Raw genomic sequence first — 21,637 nt, 5'->3', positions numbered from 1 at the left:
GCGGGAGCTTCGTTTCCTCCCCGGCCTGAAGGCCGGGGTATCCACGAAGGAGGCCCCATGAACGACGGGATCAGCCGCTACGCGGTGCTGGTCAACGACGCCGGGCAGCACGCGCTGCACCCGCAGGACGCCGGTCCGCCCCGCGGCTGGCGCGCCGCGGGGTTCAGCGGGAGCGAGGAGGAGTGCGCCCGGTACGTCGACGAGCACTGGACCGACACGCGCCCGCTCCACCTGCGCCGGAGGGCGGGGGAGCGGCATGCCTGAGCTGCCCGGCCCGCCCGAGGGGCTGGACCTCCTCGACCCCGGCCTGTTCGCCAGGGACGCCTTCTGGCCCGTCTTCGCCTGGCTGCGGCGGAACGCGCCGGTCCACCGGCACCCGGAGCCGGACGGCCCCGGGTTCTGGGTGGTCAGCCGCTACCGGGACATCGCCGCCGTCTACGCCGACGCCGAGACGTTCAGCTCGCGGTACGGCATGCGCCTCGACAGCGACCCCGGCGCGGTCGAGGCGGTCGCCCAGCGCATGCTGATCGTCTCCGACGCCCCGGACCACACCCGGCTCAAGCGGGTCCTGCAGCGGTCCTTCGGGCCGTCGGCCATGCCCCGGATGGAGGAGCTCGTCCGGGGGGTCGTCGCCGAGGTGGTCGGGGAGGCGGCCGAGACCGGGGAGGTCGACTTCATCGACGTCGCCAAGAAGATCCCCAACCACGTGGTCTGCGCCCTCATGGGCATCCCCCGCGAGGACCGGGAGTGGATCGGCGGCATCACCACCGACGCCTTCGAGTCGGAGGACGAGGCCGAGCGCAGCGGTGCGCACGGCGAGATATTCCTCTACTTCGCCGACCTGCTGCACGAGCGCAGGGCCCGGCCCGGCGACGACTTCGTCAGCGCCATCGCCACCGAGCGCCGGGCCGCCGACGTCCCCGGCGGGGAGCGCCCGCTCACCGACGAGGAGATCATCTTCAACTGCAACGGCGTGCTGGCCGGGGCGAACGAGACGACGCGCTACTCCGCGGCCGGAGGGGTGCTCGCCCTGGCGCGCGACCCCGGCCAGTGGGAGCTGCTGCGGGCGGCCGGCCCGGCCGGGGCGTCCGCGGCGGCCGAGGAGATCCTCCGCTGGACGACCCCCGGCGTGCACGCGCTGCGCACCGTGATGCGCCCGGCCCAGGTCGGCGGCGTCCGCGTCGAGCCCGGGGACCGGGTGACGCTGTGGAACGTCTCCGCCAACCGCGACGAGGAGGTGTTCGACCGGCCCGGCCGGTTCCTCGCCGACCGCACCCCCAACCGGCACATCGCCTTCGGCCACGGCCCCCACCTGTGCCTGGGCGCCCGGCTCGCCCGGCTGGAGCTGAGCGCCTTCGTGGCCGAACTGACCCGGCGGGTCGAGCGGATCGAGCTGACCGGCGACCCGGTGTACAACGCCTCGAACTTCACCTGGGGCCTGCGGCGCCTGCCGGTACGGCTCGCGCCGGCCCGGGTCCCGGCACCCGCCTGACCCCGCCGCCCGGCACGCCCAGACCGCCCGGCACGCCCAGACCATCCGGACCGCCCAGACCATCCGGACCGCCACGGCTCCGGCACCGCCCGGACCGCTCCCGGGGCCCGGCAACCCGCCCGGACCGCTCTGGATCCCCGCATCACCTTCCCCTGCGTTTTCCCCCTCGTCTTTCCTCGCGTCTTTCCCCCCGCGGCTTGCCCGCGTCGCCCAAGGAGGCACCAGCGTGGCCATCAAGATCATCGATCATGACGGACGGGCGACCGTCCCCGAGCACCTCGACCTCCCGGTGGACCGGAGCAGGACCGGCGACGCCGGGGCCGACGGGACCAGCGGGGCCGCCGCCGGGTACGTGAGCGTGCCGGTGCCCGTGGAGGGCCGGACCGCGACGTGGTGGACCGCCGTGTTCCTGGCCTTCCTGCACCGCTACAGCGGCGCGACGGAGATCACCCTCACCGGTCCCGACGGGCTGGCCCACCGCTACGGCGTCACCGCCGCCGACAGCGTGCGCGTGCTGGCCGCGCGCGTCACCACCCGGCCGGTCGGCGGGGACGCCTCCACCGCCGGAGGCAGGGCCGCAGACGGGGCCGCAGAGGGTGCCGCGGACGGGACCGGGGAGCGGCGGGCCGAGACCCGGGGCGTCACCGTGGCGCTGACCACCGCCGAGCACGGCGGCGGCGTCCGGGCCGACCTCACCCTCCTCGTCACCGGGGACGGCGCGGTCCTGCTGGCCGCCGGCGACCTGTGGCTCCCGGAGACGGCCGAGCGCATGGCGCGCCACCTGGCCACCCTCGCCTCCGCCGCGCGCCGGGCCGCCGACGTCCCCGTCGCCGAACTGCCGCTGCTGGACGCGGCGGAGCGCCGGCGGCTGCTGGTGGAGTGGAACGCCACCGACGCGGCCTGGCCGGACGGCGACTACCCGGCGCTGGTCGCCGCGCGCGCCGCTGCCACGCCGGACGTCCCGGCGGTCGTGCACGGGACACGAGTGATCACCTTCGGTGAGCTGAACGCGCAGGCGAACCGGATCGCGAACTTCCTGCGGCGCGTCGGCGCGGACACCGGCGAGCGGGTGGGCCTGCTGTGCCCCCGCGGGGCTGACTTCGTCGTCGCCGTCCTGGGCATCCTCAAGTCCGGCGCGGCCGTGGTGCCGCTCGACCCGATCAACCCCGACGCCCGCATCGCCCAGATGGCCGAGGACGCCCGGCCGCTCGCCGTGCTGGCCCCCGAGGCGCTGCTGGAGCGGGTGCCCGGCGGCGTGCGGGCGGTGCGCGTCGACGCCCCCGAGTTCGACGCCGAGCCGGCCGAGGCCCCGGCCGTGGAGCTCACCGGCGACGCCGTCAGCCACCTGATCTACACCTCCGGCTCGACCGGGCGGCCCAAGGCGGTGCTGGAGCGGCACGGGGCCCTGGTCAACCTCGTCCACTGGACCGGGCGCGCCTACGGGGTGCGCCCCGGGGACCGGGCCTCCTGGCTGTCCACGCCCGGCTTCGCCGTACAGCTCATGGAGTGGATGCCCTACCTCGCGCTGGGCGTCACCGTCTGCGTGGGGGAGGCCGAGGACCGCACCCCCGAGCAGGTCAGGGACTGGCTGGTCGCCGAGCGCGTCACCCACACGATGCTCGTCGCGGCGCTGGCCGAGCGCGTGTGGCCGCTGGAGTGGCCCGCGCAGGCCGCGCTGCGCGTCATGGTCACCACCGCCGAGCGGGTGCACAGCTGGCCGCCCGCCGACACGCCGTTCCAGGTCGTGATGACGTACGGCTCGACCGAGACCACCAACGTGCTGTCCTGCCTCGACCTCGGCGCCGGGTCCGACCTCACCGCCCAGGCCACCCCCGCGGAGGTGCGCGCCGCGCGGCAGGTGCCGGTCGGCCGCCCGATCGCCAACACGCGGGTCTACATCCTGGACGGGTTCGGCACCCCGGTCCCGGTGGGGGTGGTCGGCCGCCTGCACGTCGCGGGCGCCGGCGTCGCGGGCGGCTACCACCGCCGCGACGAGCTGACCGCGGCGCGGTTCCGGCTCAACCCGCTGGCCGAGGAGCCGTCGGCGGTGCTGTACGACACCGGCGACCTGGCCCGCTACCGGCCGGACGGGGCGGTCGAGCTGCTCGGGCGCTCCGACGCCCAGGTGAAGGTCCGGGGCTTCCGGGTGGAGCTCGGCGAGGTGGAGACCGCCGTCGCCGCCGCACCCGGGGTGGCGGAGGCCGTCGTGGTCGCGCGCGAGGAGGAGTGGGGCGGCACCCGGCTGGTCGCCTACGTCGCCCCGGCCGCCGCGGAGGCGAGGACCGTGCGCACCCACGTCTCCCGGCGGCTCCCGCAGTACATGGTCCCGGCCGCCGTGGTCGCCCTCGACGCCCTGCCCCGGCTGGCCAACGGCAAGCTCGACCTGCAGGCGCTGCCCGAACCCGCCGCGCTGGACACCGGCGCGGAGGCCGTCGCGCCGCGCGACGACGCGGAGACCGCGCTGGAGCGCATCTGGGCCGCGCTGTTCCGCGTCGAGCGGGTCGGCGTGCACGATAACTTCTTCGAGCTGGGCGGCCACTCGCTGCTCGCCTTCCGGCTCATCGACGAGGTCCGTACGGCCTTCGCGGTGGAGCTGAGCCTGCCCGACCTGTACCGCAGCCCGACCGTCGCCGGGCTCGCCGAGCTCGTCACCACCAGCCGGACCACGGGCCGCTCCGACTTCGCCGGCATGTCCGCCATCGAGCCCGACCCGGAGAACCGCTTCCAGCCGTTCCCGCTCACCGAGTGCCAGCAGGCGCTCTGGGTCGGCCGGGGCGACGCGGTCGACCTGGGCAACGTGGGCTGCCACGGCTACTTCGAGTGGGAGAGCGACCACCTGGACGTCGAGCGCTTCACCGCGGCCTGGCGCAAGCTGGTCCTGCGCCACGACGCCCTGCGCACGGTGATCCGGCCCGACGCGCTGCAGCAGGTGCTGGCCGAGCCGCCGGACTACGCCATCGAGGTGCTGGACCTGCGCGGCACCGAGCCCGCCGAGGCCGAGGCCACGCTGCTCCGGCTGCGCGAGCGGCTCTCCCACCAGGTGCTCGACGACGGCCACTGGCCGCTGTTCGACGTGCGGCTGTCGATCCTGCCCGGCCCGTGGAAGGTCCGCATCCACCTGAGCCTGGACTTCCTCATCTCCGACGCGTGGAGCTACTTCCAGGTGCTCATCCCCGACCTGGTCCAGCTCTACGAGCGCCCGGACGAGGACCTGCCCCCGCTCCGGCTGACCTTCCGCGACTACGTCATCGGCGGCCGCGACCGGCTCGCCGCCAGCGACGTGTACCGGCGCTCGGAGATCTACTGGCTGGACCGGATCGACTCCCTGCCGCCGGCCCCGGAGCTGCCCGCCCGGCCGCCGGAGCAGGAGGCGCTGCCCATCCGCTTCGACCGCCGCGACCACCGCCTGGACGCGGCGACCTGGGACCGGGTGAAGGCGCAGGCCACCGAGTTCGGGGTGACCCCCTCGGTCCTGCTCTGCGCGATCTTCGCCGAGACCCTGCGGGCGTGGAGCGGCATGGAGCGGTTCACGATCAACTTCCCGATCTTCAACCGGCTGCCGCTCCACCCCGACGTCAACGGGCTGCTGGGCGACACCACGACCACCATGCTGCTGGCGGTGGAGAAGTTCGACGGGACGTTCGCCGAGCGGGCCCAGGCGCTGCAGGCACAGCTCTGGGCGGACCTGGAGCACCGCTACTTCAGCGGGGTCCAGGTGCTGCGCGCGCTGGCCCGCCGGCGCGGCACGATGGCCCCCGCCATGCCGATCGTGCTGACCAGCCTGGCCGGGCACCCGCCGCGCGCCTTCGCCGCCTCGCTGGGCGAGGCGACCTACTCCATCTCGCAGACGCCGCAGGTCTCCATCGACTTCCAGGTGTTCGAGGTCGCCGGGGAGCTGCTGTTCAACTGGGACTTCCTGCCCGGACTCTTCCCCGACGGGCTGGTGGAGGAGATGTTCGACGCCTACACCGAGATCCTCGGCAGGCTCGTCGACGACCCGGCCGCCTGGCGGACCGGCTCCTTCGGCCTCGGCCCGTTCGACGTGGCGGCGCTGGCCGCCTCGGCCGCCGACCGGCGGGAGACGCGGGACACCGGCGAGGCCTGGGAGCAGTTCTGGGCGGGGGTCGGCAGGACCGGGTCCGGCGGCGACGTGCTGTGGGACCCCGACAGCGACTCCGAGCTCACCGCCTGGGTCGGCGTGGCCGTGCAGCGGATGGACCGGGCGCTGCCGGTCGTCGACATCGGCTGCGGCAACGGGCGGTTCACCAGGGCCTTCGCCGGGCACTTCCCGGCGGCGATCGGCACCGACGTCTCGGCGAGCGCCATCGCCCACGCCGTCGCCGAGTCGGCCGGCCTGCCGCGCACGGCCTTCCGCACCCTGGACGCGACCCGGCCCGAGGAGGGCGCGGAGCTGGCCGAGGAGATCGGCGACGCCAACGTGTTCGTCCGCGCGGTGCTGCACGTGCTCGACGACGCCGCCCGCGCGGCCTTCGCCGAGACGGTGGCCGAGCTGACCGGGGACCGGGGGGTGCTCATCCTGCTCGAACCCGCCTACGAGGAGTCCTCCTTCGGCTACCTGGGCGTGGTGGGCGGCGACCGGGGCCGGGCCGCGACCCTGGTGCGCCCGCTGGAGCGGGCGGGCGTGCTGCACTCCAGCAGGTTCGGCGACGCCGAGCTCGACCGGTTCTTCGGCGCGGCCGGCGGCTGGGAGCACGTCGCCTCCGGCGCCGTCGAGCTGGACGCGGTGGACCCGGAGTCCGACACGGCGTCGGTCAAGGTGCCCGGCTACTTCGCCGTGGTCCGCCGCGCCCGCTGAACGGCCCCCGTACGCGGAGACCGCCGGACGGCCTCCGCGTACGGGGAGCCCGCCGAGGGCCTGCCGAGCGGCCGTTCCGTACGCGGAACCCGTCGGACGGCCCTCCGCGAGGCCGGATGCGGCCCTGCCCGGTGCGGGGCCGCATCCGGCCATCAATCATGAAATTCCTTGATATGAAGCGTCACTCCGGAAAGACTGCGGCCTACCCGATCTCAGGAGGGCGCATGGGGAAGTGGCGGGCCGCGGCCGCCGCGATGCTGGCGGTGCTCGCGCTGGGCGGAGCGGGGACGACGGGGGCCGCGGCGGCGGCGCCGCCGGAGCCGTACGAGGTGTGGCTGGTCGACCAGTCCGACAGCGCCGGGCGGTCGTACGGCGGGAACATCCACGTGTACGCGGGGGACGACGTCACCCGCGACCTGTCCGGGACGCGGCCCGCGCACGTGGTCGACCTGGGCGGCGAGACCTCGTCCCTGTGCGCGGCGAGCACGGGCGCGCTCCCGGTGCGCCCCCACATGATCGTGTTCAACAAGGCCGAGACCCACGCGGCGCTCTCCTTCGTCGCCAGCGGGCACGTGGTCGTCTTCGACGCCGCGACCCGGCGGCCGCTCGCCTGCCTGCGCACCGAGGCCGGGGCGGGAGGGGCCCGGCAGGCCCACGCCCTCTGGCCCACCGAGGACGACAGATACCTGATCATCGCCAACCAGAACGGCAAGAAGCTGGAGCGGATCAGCACCGACTACGCCGCCGGCCGCTTCGTGCAGGAACCGGCCGCCACGCTCGACCTGGCGGGCTGCACCACCCCGAACGGGGCGCCGTGCCAGGCGCCGGGGCTGCGCCCCGACAACGCGCCGATCTGCCCGTTCATCGCCTCCGACAACGGCCCGGTCTTCGTCAGCCTCCGCGGCGGCGGGATGCTGGTGGCCGACTGGCGGACGACGCCGATGTCGATCACGGGGGAGTACGACACCGCCCACATCCCCGCCAACGGCTGCGGGTTCATCGAGGCCGGGGGCTTCGTCTTCGGCGACGGGGGCGGCGGCACGCCCGCCAACCTCGACCAGTTCAGCGTCTTCCGGCTGCCGATGCGCGGCTACTCCCCGGCGAACCCGCCGAACACGCCCGCCGTCGAGCGGCTCTACGACGACGAGGCGGCCGACCGCGACGCGCACGGCACGGCGGTCTCCACCCGGGAGCGCCACATCTGGGTCGGCGACCGCGACGGCAACGTCGCCGAGGTCTTCGACGGCGTGACCGGCGCCCACGAGGGCACGGTCGACCTGGTCTCCCCGTTCAGCGCCGACCCGACGGTCGACCTCTTCGCGAGCTCGCCCGACCAGAAATGGATCTTCGCCTCGACCCGGGGGCCGCACCCGCTCTCCGGCGACCCGCACTCCTCGCACGGGAGCGACCCCGGGATGCTGGTCATCAGGGTGACCGCCGACGGGAAGTCGGGCCAGGTGCGCGGCCTGATCCGGGTCTCCAACCCGGACGCGGCCGGCACGGAGCGGGCCGACCCGCACGGCATCCGGGCGCGGCGCGTGCCGGCGACCGGCTGACGGGCCGCAGGGTCACGCTCCGCGGTGTCACGGTGGTCTCCGGCGGTCAGGCGGCGGTCAGGCGGAGCCTCCGGACCCCGATCCTCCGGACCCCGATCCTCCGGACCCCGATCCTCCGGACCCCGGGCCCCCGGGGCCCGCGGTCTCCGCCCGGGCCAGCGCGGAGTGCCGGTAGGAGTACCCGAAGTACACGACCAGCCCGAGGGCGAACCACACCGCGAAGCGCGCCCAGGTCTCCCAGTGCAGGAAGGTGATCAGCCAGAGGGAGAAGACGACGCCCACCGCGGGCACGACCGGCATGCCCGGGCAGCGGAAGGTCCGCGGCATGTCGGGCCGCCGGTAGCGGAGCACGATCACCGCCGTGCAGACGACGGCGAAGGCGAGCAGGATGCCGATGTTGGTCAGCTCCGCCGCCTCCCCGATGGGCAGGAACCCGGCGATGAGCGCGGAGACGGCGCCCGCGATCCAGGTCACGCGCGTCGGCACGCGCCGGGTGGGGTGAGTCCTGGCGAACCACTTCGGCAGCAGGCCGTCCCGGCTCATCGCGAACCAGACGCGGGTCACGCCCAGCATGAACGTGAACATCACGGTGAGGATGCCGACGATCGCCCCGACCGCGATCACGTCCGCCAGACCGCGCAGGCCCACCGACTGGAACGCCGAGGAGAAGCCGCTCTCCGGATCGATCTCCGAGTGGTGCTGCATGCCCGTCAGCACCAGGCAGGCCAGCACGTAGAGCACCATCGAGATGACGAGGGAGTACACGATCGCCTTCGGCATGTGGCGCTGCGCGTCCCGGGACTCCTCCGCCGCCGTGCTCATCGCGTCGTAGCCGAAGACCGCGAAGAAGACGGTGGCCGCCCCGGTGAGGGCGCCGCCGACGCCGTAGGGGAAGAACGGCGTGTAGTTGGCGGAGTCGACGTGGAAGACGCCGACGACGACGACCAGCAGCACCACGGCGACCTTCAGCGCGACGACGGCCGTCTCGAAGCGGGCCGCGTTCCTCATGCCGAGGGTCAGCAGCCAGGCGATCAGCAGGCAGAGCGCCGCGGCGAACAGGTCCACCCGGTGCCCCTCGCCCGTCCCCGGCGCCCCGAGCATCCAGGCGGGCAGGGTCACGCCCAGGTCGGTCAGGAGGAACGAGAAGTAGCCGGAGATGCCGATGGCGACGACGGCGACGATCGCGGTGTACTCCAGGAGCAGGTCCCAGCCGATGAACCAGCCCGCCAGCTCGCCGAGGACCGCGTAGCCGTAGGTGTAGGCCGACCCGGCCTTCGGGATGAGCCCGGCGAACTCCGCGTAGGAGAGCGCCGCCGCCGCGCTGGCGATCCCGGCGATCAGGAACGACACGACGACCGCGGGACCGGCCGTGCCGTTGGCCACCGTACCGGCCAGGGTGAAGATGCCCGCGCCGATGATGCCGCCCACCCCGATCGCGGTGAGCTGCCACAGCCCGAGCACGCGGGTGAGCTGCTCGCCGCTGCCGCCCTCCGGCTCGTCCAGGTGCTCGATGGGCTTGCGGCGCAGCACGCCCGATCCCGCGCGAGGCATGGTCATGACCTTCATCTCCGCACAGCCGACGAAGCGGACTATCCTGACCTTCATCTCAGGGTAACCGCGGATCGCGCGCCTGTCCCGTCCCGTCTCCCGGCCTCCCCGCCGGAGCGGCACGGCGCATGGCACGCCCCGTGGCACGGTCCGGCCCGGCTCAGGGCGGACGCTCCTCCAGCGGCTCCACCTCGAACCCGCCGCGGCCGTCGAAGCGGACGGTGCGCAGCTCGTCGAACCCGTCCGCCAGGCGGGGACGGCGCAGCCGCTTGAGCGTGGCGTAGAGGCCGACCTCCGGGACCCGGGCCCGCCCCCGCCGTACGGCGTTGCGCTCCAGGCAGCCGGGCAGGTCGGGCGGGAACCAGCAGCCCACGACCCGCGCCGAGCACTCCCGGGCCGCCTCGATGAGCGGCCGCCACTCCTCGGGGGAGGGGTTGGTGTTGTCCACGGCGACGTCGCGCCCCTCCTCCAGCGCCTCGCGGACCAACCGGAGCTGCCGCTCCTGGCGGCGGCGGGCGTTGGGGAAGTGGTCCTTGCTCACGTGGGCGTGGGTCGCCGAGAGCGTACGGTGGTAGAAGCTGGTCTTCCCCGCGCCCTGCAGGCCGATGAGGATCACCAGCTCGCAGGGGCTCACGGCTCGCCGCTCCCTTCGGGCCCGGTGTCCGTTCCAGTGTGGCGCACCGGATCCGGGCCCGGGGAGGCGCTTCCGGAGGGGTGGGCAGGCGCTTCAAATTCGTGCAAAGCGCCTGAGAGCGGTATGAATGTCAGTGGTCAGGGCAATGTCCCTACCGGGGATGTGCTTCGTCGGGGGGTGAGTGCATGGCCAGGGTTCTGACGGTGGAGGACGACACGGACATCCAGTTCGTGATCAGTTTCGCGCTGAAGAAGGCCGGACACGAAGTGAAGATGGCCGGTGACGGTCTGGCGGCCATGGAGGCCCTGGCCGAGAAGCTGCCCGACGTTGTGATCCTGGACTGGATGATGCCGGGGCTGTCCGGCCCCGAGGTGTGCCGCAGGCTGCGCGAGATGCCCGGGGGGCAGAACGTGGCGGTGCTGATGCTGTCGGCCAAATCGGAGCAGGACGATGTGACGCAGGCGTTCGAGGCGGGCGTCGACGACTACATGACCAAGCCTTTCAGTCCCAAGGACCTCGCGACGCGCGTGCAGGACCTGCTGGCCCGCGTGGCGGGGACCCATCTTTGACACGCGGGCGGGTCCGCTGACGTGCTGACGGGTCCGTGCCGGGGGCGCCGGTGACCGAGGGGCGCGAGCCGGACCGGGGGCTGTTCGGAGAGGGTCCGCGGACGGCCTCCCGGCAGATGGCGCTGATGTTCGCCCTGGGTCTGGGGCTGTCGCTGGCCGGGATCCCGTCGGTCCCGGGGCAGCGGACCGCGCTTGTGGTGCTCGCCGCGGTGCAGGCCGTCCTGGCCCTCCTGGCCTGGTGGCTTCCGTGGCACCGGTCCGACCCCCGTGCCCCCCTGGTGCTGAGCCTGCCCGCGCTGGTGATCCTGGCCCTGTCCACCTGGGCGTTCGGCGGGAGCACGGCGGGTACGGCCCCGTTCTACCTGCTGCTGGCCGTCTGGGCGGGCATGCACTTCTCCGTGCGGGCCGTACTGGCGCTGTCCCCGTTCGTGGCCGCGTCCTACCTGGTGCCGCTGTTCGCCGTCGAGCGGGGGCCGATGACCCTCACCGGCGCGGTGACATTCGTGCCCGCGCTGGTAGGGGTAGGCGTGCTGATCGCCCGCCAGATGGAGCACCAGCGCCGCGACCGGGAGACCATCCGCCGCATGGAGCGCTGGCGGGCCGCGCTGAGCGCCACTCTGGCGCACGACGTGCGCTCCCCGCTGACCTCCGTCCAGTTCGCGCTGGAGACCCTGGACGAGGAGGGGGAGCTGCCCGCGGAGCAGCGGCACTCGATCGTCTCCGTGGCGCTGCGGCAGACCGGCCGGATCCGGCGGCTGGCGGCCGGCCTGCTGGACGCCGACCGCCTCGACAGCCGCGGCGGCCTCCGCCTGGACCTGACCACCGTGCCCCTGCGCGCCGCCGTGGAGGAGGCGGTCGGCTACCTCGGCACCCCGGTGCGGGTCGAGGTCCCCGACGGTCTCACGGTGCGGGCCGACCCGCAGCGGCTGGAGCAGATGCTGGTCAACCTCACCGCCAACGCCGCCCGCCACGGCGCCCCGCCGATCGTGGTCAGCGCGGCGCCCGACGGGCGGGGCATGCTCGCCGTGCACGTGCGCGATCACGGTGCCGGCGTGCCCGAGGACAAGCGCCCCCTGCTGTTCTCCCGCTTCAGCAGCGCCGACACCGGCGGCGGTTCGGTCGGCCTGGGCCTGTGGATCACCCGCGAGCTGGCCCGCGCGCACGGCGGCGACGCCTCCTACGCCCCGGCCGACCCCGGCAGCCGCTTCACCGTCACCCTGCCCGCCGGCTAGCCGCCGGCGGCCTCGCGCAGGGCGGTCCGGGAGAGCCGGTCGGCGGCCCGGGTCGTCTCCGGGAGCCGGTAGCGGGGGCTGAGCGCCAGCACGTGCCGGCAGGCCGTCTCCAGGTCGATCCGGTGTCCGGTGGAGACGAAGACCGGCTTGACGCCGTCCTGGGTGCGGAGCACGCGCCCCACGACGTCGCCGTCCAGCACCAGGTCGCTCCACGCCCCCCGCTCCCGGCCCGGCTCCCGGTGGGAGCCGACGAACGCGGTCTTGCCCACGCCCACGGTGGGCAGGCCGGTCAGCACGCCCAGATGGCAGGCCAGACCGAAGCGGCGCGGGTGCGCCAGGCCGTACCCGTCGCAGACGACCAGGTCGGGGACGATGGTGAGCCGTTCCAGCGCCTCGGTGAGGGAGGGCAGCTCGCGGAAGGCGAGCAGTCCGGGGACGTACTCGAAGGCGGTCCGGCCGGTCACCGCGACCTGCTCGACGACCCGGTGGGTCACCGCGTCGAGGACGACGACCGCGGCGGCCAGCCGGTCGCCGGCGTAGGCGACGTCCACTCCGGCGACCGCCGCCGGACGGCGGGGGCCGGGACCGGCCAGGTCGAGCGAGGCGCGCAGGGCGTCCTGTACGGCCTCGGCCTCGGCGGCGGTCTCCGGCCAGGGGTGGGAGAGCTGAATCTTCACACTCCGTGACGATATATCCCAGACGCCTTCGGATGCGCTCTCCGGTCATTACGGAACGTCACCCTCTCATTTGCCTCAGTAACCGTTCGCGACGGCCGAACAGTGAGGCGACAACAGGTTGTGCACCGGCCGCCGTTCGCCCGCAGGCCGGAGCCGAGTCCCGGCCGGGGCGCCGCCCCCGGCCGGGAGCCTTCCACCGGACCCCGCCCGCCGCGGCGCGGGTCCTCCTCCGGCGGGCAGCAGAAAGGGAACGCGTCCTTGTCCGCTCTGTCACGCGTCTTCTACCGCGGAACCCTCTCCGCGGGCCTGGCCTTCACCGCCCTCGCCGGATTCGCCGCGCTGCCCGCCGAGGCGGCCGTCGCCGCCGCCCTCCCGGTCGCCGACGACCAGCAGGGCGGGGCCCCCTTCGCGGAGATGCAGTCCCGGATCGCCGAGATCGAGTCCAGGATCGAGACGCTCCAGAGACGGACCCCCCAGGAGCCGCCCGCGGAGACCGCGCTCCGGACGCCGGACTCCACCGGGACCGGGGCGCAGGCCGGAGAGCTGCGGCTGCCCGGGCAGGCCGCACTGGACGAGGTCCAGGCGCAGCTGGAGGGAGGAGGCCTGCGGCTGCCCGAGCTCCAGTCCGGAGACCTGCGGCTGCCCGAGCCGCTCCAGCCCGGAGGCGCCCGGACGCAGGCCGGAGGGCTGCCGTTGCCCGAGGCCGCCCCCCAGGACGCCCGGACGCAGGCCGCGGGCGGCACGGCCGCCGCCAGGGTGCGGCAGGTCGTCACGACGGCGCTCGGCAAGGTCGGGGAGGGCGAGCGGAAGGACGGTACGACCTTCTACGGAGCCTGGTACGACGACTACACCGACCAGAAGGGCTTCGCCGGGGCGGCCTGGTGCGACATGTTCCTTTCGTGGGTGGCCGTCCAGCACGGCCTGGAGAAGCAGATGGGAGTCTTCGCCTACACCCCCTGGCACGCGGAGTGGTTCAAGAAGCAGGGCCGGTTCGACCGCAAGCCGCAGGCCGGCGACCTCGTCTTCTTCGACTGGGCGGGTTCGCGCAGCATCTCGGCGATCGACCACATCGGCCTGGTGACCGGGGTCAACCCCGACGGCTCGGTCTCCACCGTGGAGGGGAACATCAGCGACAAGGTCGTGACCCGCACCCGCACCATGGACACCATCGTCGGGTTCGGCCACCCCGCCTACGGCGGCTGATCCGCCCGTCGCCGGGCCCGCGGACCGGTCCGGAGCCCTCCGCGCAGGTTCCGGACCGGTTCCCGGGGGTCCCCGGCCGGATCCGCCGGCACGCCGCGGCTCCCGCGTCGTCCGCTCACGCGGATCGCGCGGGAGCGGGCGGGGCACCGCGTCCGGCGCAGGGTGGACGGACGCGTGATGTGAACGCTAACAACGCGAACTCCCAACATCTAAGGCTCCCCGGGCGCCCCGCGTCAAGACCGGGTTAACAGCGGGTTTCGCGCAGGCGGGATGTGATACGACCGTAATCCTGAAGATGCTTGACGCGGCGTGTTGTTAGCGTTCACAGTCTGTCCCAGGCCATCCGGTGCAGCCCGCCCGAGGCCGTTCGAAACCGACGAGGGGAGCCGCCCGTGGCACCGAGCAAGGAGCGTCTGCCCGTGATGGCGGACGTGGCCCGGCTGGCGGGTGTCTCGCACCAGACGGTCTCGCGGGTGCTCAACGACCACCCCAACGTCCGCGCCGAGACCCGCATCCGGGTCATGGACGCGATCGACCGGCTGGGCTACCGGCGCAACCTCGTGGCCCGCGCCCTCGTCACCAGGCACTCGCGCACGCTCGGCGTCGTCAGCTTCGATACGACCCTGTACGGCCCGGCGAGCACCGTCTACGGCATCGAGCAGGCGGCCAGGGCGGCGGGTTACTTCGTCAGCATCGTCAGCCTCAAGTCCATCGACCGGGCAGGGGTGCGCGACGCGCTCGACTACCTGGCGGAGCAGGCCGTCGACGGCATCGTCGTGGTCGCCCCGCAGCGGTCGGCGGCCCGTGCGCTGGCCGATCTGCCCGCGGGCATCCCCGTGGTGGCCGTCGAGGGCGGCGAGGCCGGGGACGTCTCCACGGTCAGCGTCGACCAGGTCGAAGGCGCCCGGCTGGTCACCGAGCACCTGCTCGGACTCGGCCACGGGACGGTCTGGCACGTGAGCGGCCCGTCGGACTGGCTGGAGGCCGAAGGGCGGATCCAGGGCTGGCGGGCGGCGCTGTCCGACGCCGGCCGGGAGGCGCCCGAGGTGCTGTCCGGTGACTGGAGCCCGCGTTCGGGATACGAGGCCGGGCGGCGCCTGGCCGGGATGGAGGGCGTCACGGCGGTGTTCGTGGCCAACGACCAGATGGCGCTCGGCGTGCTGAGGGCGTTCGCCGAGGAGGGGGTGCGCGTACCCGGCCGGATCAGCGTGGCCGGCTTCGACGACATCCCCGAGTCGGAGTTCTTCTCGCCGCCGCTCACCACGGTCAGGCAGGACTTCGCCGCGGTGGGCCGGCGCAGCATCGAGGTGCTGCTCCGGCGGATAGAGACACGCGAGCAGTGGGTCCGCGAAGCGTTCGTGGTCCCGCCGGAGCTCGTGATCAGGGCCAGCACCTCGCCGGCCTGAGAAAGCCCGTCGCGAAGGGATCGGGGGTGACGTCGCGACGTGATGTTAGCGCTAACGGAAACACGCTCACGAGATCGTGAGAAGAGAGGAACGATGATCGTGTTCAAGAGGATGTCAGCGCTGCTGCTGGCCGGTGTCACCATCATGGCCGCAGCGGGATGCGGAAGCGGCGGCGACACCACCGCCTCCGCCGGCGGAGCGGACGACGGCAAGATCACCATGGGCTTCGCCCAGGTGGGCGCGGAGAGCGGCTGGCGCACGGCCAACACCAAGTCCATCCAGGAGTCGGCCAAGGCCGCCGGGATCGAGCTGAAGTTCTCCGACGCCCAGCAGAAGCAGGAGAACCAGATCAAGGCGATCCGCTCCTACATCCAGCAGAAGGTGGACGTCATCGCCTTCTCGCCGGTCGTGGAGTCCGGCTGGGACAACGTGCTCAAGGAGGCGCAGACCGCCAAGATCCCGGTGATCCTCACCGACCGCGCGGTGGACTCGGCCGACACCAGCCTCTACAAGACCTTCCTCGGCTCCGACTTCGTCGAGGAGGGCCGCAAGGCCGGCAAGTGGCTGGTGGAGGAGTACAAGGACTCCACCGACACGGTGAACATCGTCGAGCTGCAGGGCACCACCGGCTCCGCGCCCGCCAACGACCGCAAGGCCGGGTTCGCCGAGGTCATCGGGGCCGAGTCCAAGTTCAAGGTGATCGCCTCGCAGACCGGCGACTTCACCCGGGCCAAGGGCAAGGAGGTCATGGAGGCCTTCCTGAAGTCCAACCCGGACATCGACGTGCTCTACGCGCACAACGACGACATGGGCCTGGGCGCCATCGAGGCGATCGAGGGCGCCGGCAAGGTCCCCGGCAAGGACATCAAGATCATCACGGTCGACGCGGTCAAGGACGGTATGCAGGCGCTCGCCGACGGGAAGATCAACTTCATCGTCGAGTGCAGCCCCATCCTCGGCCCGCAGCTGATGGACCTCGCCAAGAAGGTCGTCGCCGGTGAGCAGGTGCCCGCGCGCGTGCTGACCGAGGAGACGACGTTCACCCCCGAGCAGGCGAAGGCCGCCCTGCCCACCCGCCCGTACTGACCGGACCGGGCCGCTTGCGGACTCGCACTCCGCGAGCGGCCCGTCTCCCCGAAGGAAAGGGACGCCGCAATGGCACCCCCCGCCCCGATCCTGCAGATGAGCGGGATCTGCAAGGAGTTCCCCGGCGTGAAGGCGCTGTCCGGCGTCGACTTCCGGCTCCTCCCCGGAGAGGTGCACGCGCTGATGGGGGAGAACGGCGCAGGCAAGTCGACCCTCATCAAGGTGCTCACCGGCGTCTACGACATCGACGGCGGCCGGATCACCCTGAACGGTCAGGACGTCGTCTTCGCCGGCCCCCTCCAGGCGCAGCAGGCCGGGATCAGCACGGTCTACCAGGAGGTCAACCTCTGCGCGAACCTCTCGGTCGCGGAGAACATCTTCATCGGCCGCGAGCCGCGCCGCCTGGGCCGGATCCAGTGGAAGCGGATGCGGCGGCGCGCCGCCGAGCTGCTCGCCGGGCTCGACCTGCACATCGACGTCTCGGCACCGCTGTCCTCCTACTCCCTGGCCGTCCAGCAGATGGTGGCCATCGCCCGCGCGGTCGACATCTCCGCCCGGGTGCTCATCCTCGACGAACCCACCTCCAGCCTCGACAGCGGCGAGGTCGAGCAGCTCTTCCGGGTGATGCGCCGCCTCAAGGCCGAGGGCATCGCCATCCTGTTCGTCTCCCACTTCCTCGACCAGATCTACGAGATCTCCGACCGGATGACGATCCTGCGCAACGGCAGCCTGGTGGGGGAGTACCTCACCAGCGAGCTCGGCCAGGTCGAGCTGGTCGGCAAGATGATCGGCCGGGAGCTGGCCGACCTGGAGAAGCTGGAGGACAGGCCGCCGGCGCGGACGAGCGAGCCGCTGGTGCAGACCGAGGCGCTGGGCCGCAGCGGCGCGATCGAACCGTTCACGCTCACCGTGCACAAGGGCGAGGTGGTCGGCCTGGCCGGACTGCTCGGCTCGGGCCGCACCGAGATCGCCCGCCTGCTGTTCGGCGCGGACCACGCGAGCACCGGCGCGCTCCGGATCGACGGCGAGCCCGTCACCCTGCGCACGCCGCGCCTGGCGATGAACCGCGGGGTCGCGTTCTGCTCGGAGAACCGGCGGGCCGAGGGCCTCATCCCCGACCTCACCGTCCGGGAGAACATCGTGCTGGCGCTGCAGGCGATGCGCGGCTGGCACCGGCCGATCCCCCGGCGCACCCAGGACGAGCTGGTCGACAAGTACGTCGCCGCGCTGAACATCCGCCCGGCCGACCCCGAGCAGCTGGTCCGCAACCTCAGCGGCGGCAACCAGCAGAAGGTGCTGCTGGCCCGCTGGCTCATCCTCGAACCCCGCCTGCTCATCCTGGACGAACCCACCCGCGGCATCGACGTCGGCGCGAAGGCGGAGATCCAGCGCCTGGTCGCCGAGCTCTCCGACGGCGGCATGGCCGTGCTGTTCGTCTCCGCGGAGCTGGAGGAGGTGCTCCGCCTCAGCCACAAGGTCGCCGTCCTGCGGGACCGGAAGCTGGTGGCCGAGCTGCCCAACGACGACGGCCTCACCACCGGAGTGATCATGGAGACCATCGCGAGCGGAGGCCGCGCATGACCGCGCTCGTCAGGCACCGCCTCTTCTGGCCGGCCGCCGTCCTGCTCCTGCTGCTGGCCGCCAACGTGGCGTTCACGCCGGGCTTCCTGTCCATCGAGATGAAGGACGGCCACCTCTACGGCAGCCTCATCGACATCTTCCGCTTCGGCGCGCCGCTGATCCTGGTGGCGATCGGCATGACGCTCGTCATCGCCACCGGCGGCATCGACCTGTCGGTCGGCTCGGTCGTGGCCATCTCCGGCGCCCTGGCCTGCCTGCACATCAGCGGCCTGCCCGACCAGAACGACGTGGGCGGCGTGCTGACCGCCGTCGGGCTGGCCCTGGGCCTCGCCCTGGTGCTGGGCGCCTGGAACGGGTTCCTGGTCGCCGGCATCGGCATCCAGCCGATCATCGCGACGCTGATCATCATGGTCGCCGGGCGCGGTCTCGCCCAGCTGATCACCGACGGCCAGATCGTCACCGTCAACAGCGCCTCCTACAAGCTCATCGGCGGCGGCTACTGGCTGACGCTCCCGTTCAGCATCCTCATCGTGCTGGCCGTGCTGGCGCTCACCGCGTTCCTCACCCGCCGCCTGGCCCTGGGGATGCTGGTGGAGTCCATCGGCGGCAACGCCACGGCGAGCCGGCTGGCGGGCATCCGCTCGCGCGGGCTGACCGTGGCGGTCTACGCCTTCTGCGCCCTGTGCGCGGGCATCGCCGGACTGATGATCAGCTCCAACGTCTCCAGCGCCGACGGCAACAACGCGGGCCTGTGGATCGAGCTCGACGCCATCCTCGCCGTCGTGATCGGCGGCACCTCCCTGATGGGCGGCCGGTTCTCGCTCGGCGGCACCGTGCTCGGCGCGCTGGTCATCCAGACGCTGACCACCACGATCTACTCGATCGGCATCCCGCCGGAGACCACCCTGCTGTTCAAGGCGCTCGTGGTGACCGTCGTGTGCCTGGTGCAGTCCCCCGCCTTCCGCGAGAAGGTCTTCCAGCGCCGCGGGCGCCGCCGACCGGCCGCGCCCCAGGCCACCGACGACGAGAAGGTGGAGGTGCCGGCATGAGCTCGGGCATCCTGACCTCCGCCCGGCTGCGGCTGCCCGGCCGCCTCCGGAGCGCCTACATCCCCGTCCTGGCGACGGCCGGCCTGCTGGCGGCGATGTTCGTCGCCGGAGGCGTGCGCTACACGGGGTTCGCCAGCGGGCAGGTCGTGCTCAACGTCTTCATCGACAACGCCTTCCTGCTCGTGGTCGCGGTCGGCATGACCTTCGTGATCCTCACCGGCGGCATCGACCTGTCGGTCGGCGCGGTCGTCGCGCTGTCCACGATGGTCTCGGCGAGCCTCATGACGGACGGCGGCTGGCCGCCGCTGCTGGTGGTCCCGCTGGTGCTGCTCATCGGCTCGGCGCTCGGCCTGGCGATGGGCTGCATCATCCACTACTTCGACATCCAGCCGTTCATCGTCACGCTGGCCGGCATGTTCCTGGCCCGCGGCCTGTGCTACGTGATCGGCACCGACTCGATCTCGATCACCGATCCGGCCTACACGGCCGTCGCCCAGGCGCGGATCGCGCTGCCGGGTGAGATGGCCGTCTCGGTGAGCGTCCTGATCGCGGTGGCGGTGGCGGGCGCGGCGGCGTACGTGCTGCACTACACCCGCCTGGGCCGCAACGTCTACGCGATCGGCGGCAGCGAGCAGTCGGCGCTGCTCATGGGCCTGCCCGTGGCCAGGACGAAGATCGCGGTCTACACGATCAGCGGCTTCTGCTCCGCGCTCGGCGGCGTGCTGTTCTCGCTCTACACTCTCTCCGGGTACGGTCTCAACGCGCTCGGCATGGAACTGGACGCGATCGCCGCGGTCGTCATCGGCGGCACCCTGCTGACCGGCGGGTCCGGCTACCTCGCGGGCACCGTCCTCGGGGTGCTCGTGCTCGGCCTGATCCAGACGATCATCAGCTTCGAGGGCACCCTCAGCTCCTGGTGGACCAAGATCTTCATCGGGCTGCTGCTCTTCGCCTTCATCCTGCTCCAGCGCCTCATCTCCGCGCGCCGGGCGTGACCCGTCCCCCCGCGGAGCCGTACCTCGTGAATCCTTCCGAACCAGGAGAGAGTGTGAACGCTAACAGCGACCGATACGTGGTCGGCGTCGACTTCGGCACGCTGTCCGGCCGCGCCGTGGTGGTCCGGGTCGCCGACGGCGCCGAGCTGGGCAGCGCCGTGCACGAGTACCCCCACCGGGTGATCGACGACCGGCTGCCCGGCACGGACGTGCGGCTGGGGCCGGACTGGGCGCTGCAGTCGCCCGAGGACTGGCGCGAGGTCCTGCGCACCGCCGTGCCGGAGGCGATCATCGCCGCTGGGATCTCCCCGGCGCAGGTCGTCGGCATCGGCACCGACTTCACCGCCTGCACGGTGCTGCCGGCCACCACCGACGGCACCCCCCTGTGCGAGACCGAGGGCCTGGCGGCCCGGCCGCACGCCTGGCCGAAGCTCTGGAAGCACCACGCCGCCCAGCCGCACGCCGACCGGATCAACGCCGCCGCGGCCAAGCGGGGCGAGACCTGGCTGCCCCGCTACGGCGGGAAGATCTCCTCGGAGTGGCAGTTCGCCAAGGCGCTGCAGGTGCTGGAGGAGGACCCCGAGGTCTACGCCGCCGCCGACCACTGGATCGAGGCCGCGGACTGGATCGTCTGGCAGCTGACCGGCGTGCAGACCCGCAACGTCTGCACGGCCGGCTACAAGGCGATCCGCCAGGACGGGACCTACCCGTCCGACGACTTCCTGGCCGAGCTGAATCCCGCCCTCGCCGGTCTCACCGGCAAGCTCGGCCCGGAACCGGTGCCGCTCGGCGGCCTCGCGGGCACGCTGTCCGCGACGGCCGCCGGGTGGACCGGACTCCCCGAGGGCATCGCGGTCGCCGTCGGCAACGTCGACGCGCACGTCACCGCCGCCGCCGCCGACGCCGTACGGCCCGGCCAGATGGTCGCGATCATGGGCACCTCGACCTGCCACATCATGCCCTCCGACAGCCTCGCCGAGGTCCCCGGCATGTGCGGTGTGGTCCGCGACGGGATCGTGCCGGGGCTGTGGGGCTACGAGGCGGGCCAGTCCGCCGTCGGCGACATCTTCGGCTGGTTCGTCGACACCTGCGTGCCCGGCTCCTACGAGCGCGAGGCCGAGCGCAAGGGCGTCTCGGTGCACGAGCACCTGGCCGCCCTCGCCGCCGAGCAGGCGGTCGGGCAGCACGGCCTGGTGGTGCTGGACTGGCACAACGGCAACCGGTCGGTGCTCGTCGACCACGACCTGTCGGCGGTGGTCGTCGGCCAGACGCTCGCCACCCGGCCCGAGGACACCTACCGGGCGCTCATCGAGGCCACCGCCTTCGGCGCCCGCACGATCGTGGAGGCGTTCGAGTCCTCCGGCGTGCCGGTGCGGGAGTTCGTGGTCGCCGGCGGGCTGCTGAAGAACCGCTTCCTCATGCAGGTCTACGCCGACGTGCTGCGCCGCCCGCTGTCGGTGATCGGTTCCGAGCAGGGCTGCGCCCTCGGCTCGGCGATCCACGCGGCCGTCGCCGCCGGGGCCTACCCCGACATCACCGCCGCCGCCGCCGCGATGGGCAAGCGCACCGAGGCCGCCTACCTGCCCGACCCGGAGCGGGCCGACGCCTACGACCGGCTGTACGCCGAGTACCGCCGCCTGCACGACCACTTCGGCCGGGGCGAGGACTCCGCCGGCGCCGCCGGTGCCGGCCGCAACGACGTCCTGCACCGGCTGCGGGCCCTGCGCAACGAGGCCGGCGAGGCGGGCGCGTGAGCCGTCCCGCCGCGTCCGTGCCCGCGTCCGTGCCCGCGC

The 21,637-nt window shown here is 73.0% G+C and carries 16 protein-coding genes; 13 read left to right on the top strand and 3 right to left on the bottom strand.

Annotation, left to right across the window (positions count from 1 at the left end; translation table 11 throughout):
- The first annotated feature begins 57 nt into the window (after positions 1–57).
- The 4 genes from IEZ07_RS26505 to IEZ07_RS26490 all read left to right on the top strand — a co-directional run bounded on the left by IEZ07_RS26505 (position 58) and on the right by IEZ07_RS26490 (position 7,864).
- Complete coding sequence (locus IEZ07_RS26505; RefSeq protein ID WP_191897231.1) at positions 58–264, top strand: MbtH family protein; 207 nt, start codon at positions 58–60, stop codon at positions 262–264.
- Positions 257–1,492 carry a cytochrome P450 gene (locus tag IEZ07_RS26500; protein ID WP_191897230.1) on the top strand — a complete coding sequence of 412 codons (1,236 nt, stop codon included), beginning with the start codon at positions 257–259 and terminating at the stop codon, positions 1,490–1,492. The genes IEZ07_RS26505 and IEZ07_RS26500 overlap by 8 nt, the downstream gene beginning before the upstream one ends.
- Before the next feature lie 226 nt (positions 1,493–1,718).
- Positions 1,719–6,308, top strand: coding sequence for a non-ribosomal peptide synthetase (locus IEZ07_RS26495; protein ID WP_191897229.1), 4,590 nt, complete (start codon positions 1,719–1,721; stop codon positions 6,306–6,308).
- Positions 6,309–6,532: 224 nt separating this feature from the next.
- Positions 6,533–7,864, top strand: a complete 1,332-nt coding sequence (locus IEZ07_RS26490) for a hypothetical protein (protein ID WP_191897228.1) — start codon at positions 6,533–6,535, stop codon at positions 7,862–7,864.
- Between the two features lie 57 nt (positions 7,865–7,921).
- Here IEZ07_RS26490 and IEZ07_RS26485 read toward each other — a convergent pair whose 3' ends face one another.
- Both IEZ07_RS26485 and IEZ07_RS26480 read right to left on the bottom strand, forming a co-directional pair.
- The gene (locus IEZ07_RS26485) at positions 7,922–9,421 is read right to left on the bottom strand and encodes an amino acid permease (RefSeq protein WP_191897227.1); all 1,500 of its coding nucleotides are present in this window, start codon (positions 9,419–9,421) and stop codon (positions 7,922–7,924) included.
- 151 nt (positions 9,422–9,572) lie between these two features.
- Positions 9,573–10,046, bottom strand: a complete 474-nt coding sequence (locus IEZ07_RS26480) for an ATP-binding protein (protein ID WP_204054604.1) — start codon at positions 10,044–10,046, stop codon at positions 9,573–9,575.
- 185 nt (positions 10,047–10,231) lie between these two features.
- Between IEZ07_RS26480 and IEZ07_RS26475 the strand changes: the two genes are divergently transcribed.
- A complete protein-coding gene (locus IEZ07_RS26475; RefSeq protein ID WP_191897226.1) occupies positions 10,232–10,615 on the top strand; it encodes a response regulator transcription factor in 384 nt (127 codons plus the stop codon).
- Positions 10,616–10,665: 50 nt separating this feature from the next.
- On the top strand, positions 10,666–11,847 hold the full coding sequence (locus IEZ07_RS26470) for a sensor histidine kinase (protein WP_191897225.1): 1,182 nt from the start codon (positions 10,666–10,668) through the stop codon (positions 11,845–11,847).
- On the opposite strand, the gene IEZ07_RS26465 is transcribed toward IEZ07_RS26470, so the two are convergent.
- Entirely contained in the window at positions 11,844–12,524 is a 681-nt protein-coding gene (locus IEZ07_RS26465; RefSeq protein WP_204054605.1) for an endonuclease V, read from the bottom strand. The genes IEZ07_RS26470 and IEZ07_RS26465 overlap by 4 nt on opposite strands.
- Before the next feature lie 258 nt (positions 12,525–12,782).
- Here IEZ07_RS26465 and IEZ07_RS26460 point away from each other — a divergent pair, with 258 nt between their 5' ends.
- The 7 genes from IEZ07_RS26460 (at position 12,783) to araB (ending at position 21,598) form a co-directional block, all read left to right on the top strand.
- Entirely contained in the window at positions 12,783–13,727 is a 945-nt protein-coding gene (locus IEZ07_RS26460) for a CHAP domain-containing protein (protein WP_191897224.1), read from the top strand.
- 422 nt (positions 13,728–14,149) lie between these two features.
- Entirely contained in the window at positions 14,150–15,133 is a 984-nt protein-coding gene (locus IEZ07_RS26455) for a LacI family DNA-binding transcriptional regulator (protein WP_191897247.1), read from the top strand.
- Between the two features lie 93 nt (positions 15,134–15,226).
- Entirely contained in the window at positions 15,227–16,219 is a 993-nt protein-coding gene (locus IEZ07_RS26450; protein ID WP_191897223.1) for an ABC transporter substrate-binding protein, read from the top strand.
- 69 nt (positions 16,220–16,288) lie between these two features.
- Positions 16,289–17,800: a sugar ABC transporter ATP-binding protein gene (locus IEZ07_RS26445; protein ID WP_191897222.1), complete on the top strand. Its 1,512-nt coding sequence runs from the start codon at positions 16,289–16,291 to the stop codon at positions 17,798–17,800.
- Positions 17,797–18,849, top strand: coding sequence for an ABC transporter permease (locus tag IEZ07_RS26440; protein WP_191897221.1), 1,053 nt, complete (start codon positions 17,797–17,799; stop codon positions 18,847–18,849). Before IEZ07_RS26445 ends, IEZ07_RS26440 begins: the two co-directional genes overlap by 4 nt.
- Positions 18,846–19,844 carry a galactofuranose ABC transporter, permease protein YjfF gene (yjfF, locus tag IEZ07_RS26435; RefSeq protein ID WP_191897220.1) on the top strand — a complete coding sequence of 333 codons (999 nt, stop codon included), beginning with the start codon at positions 18,846–18,848 and terminating at the stop codon, positions 19,842–19,844. The genes IEZ07_RS26440 and yjfF overlap by 4 nt, the downstream gene beginning before the upstream one ends.
- Positions 19,845–19,897: 53 nt before the next feature.
- The gene (araB, locus tag IEZ07_RS26430; protein WP_191897219.1) at positions 19,898–21,598 is read left to right on the top strand and encodes a ribulokinase; all 1,701 of its coding nucleotides are present in this window, start codon (positions 19,898–19,900) and stop codon (positions 21,596–21,598) included.
- Positions 21,599–21,637: the final 39 nt, after the last annotated feature.

It is taken from the genome of Planomonospora parontospora (assembly GCA_014647935.1).
GTDB classification, from domain to species: domain Bacteria; phylum Actinomycetota; class Actinomycetes; order Streptosporangiales; family Streptosporangiaceae; genus Planomonospora; species Planomonospora parontospora.
The sequence above is the reverse complement of the archived record's forward strand: the minus strand, read 5'-3'. Positions and strand labels throughout refer to the sequence as shown.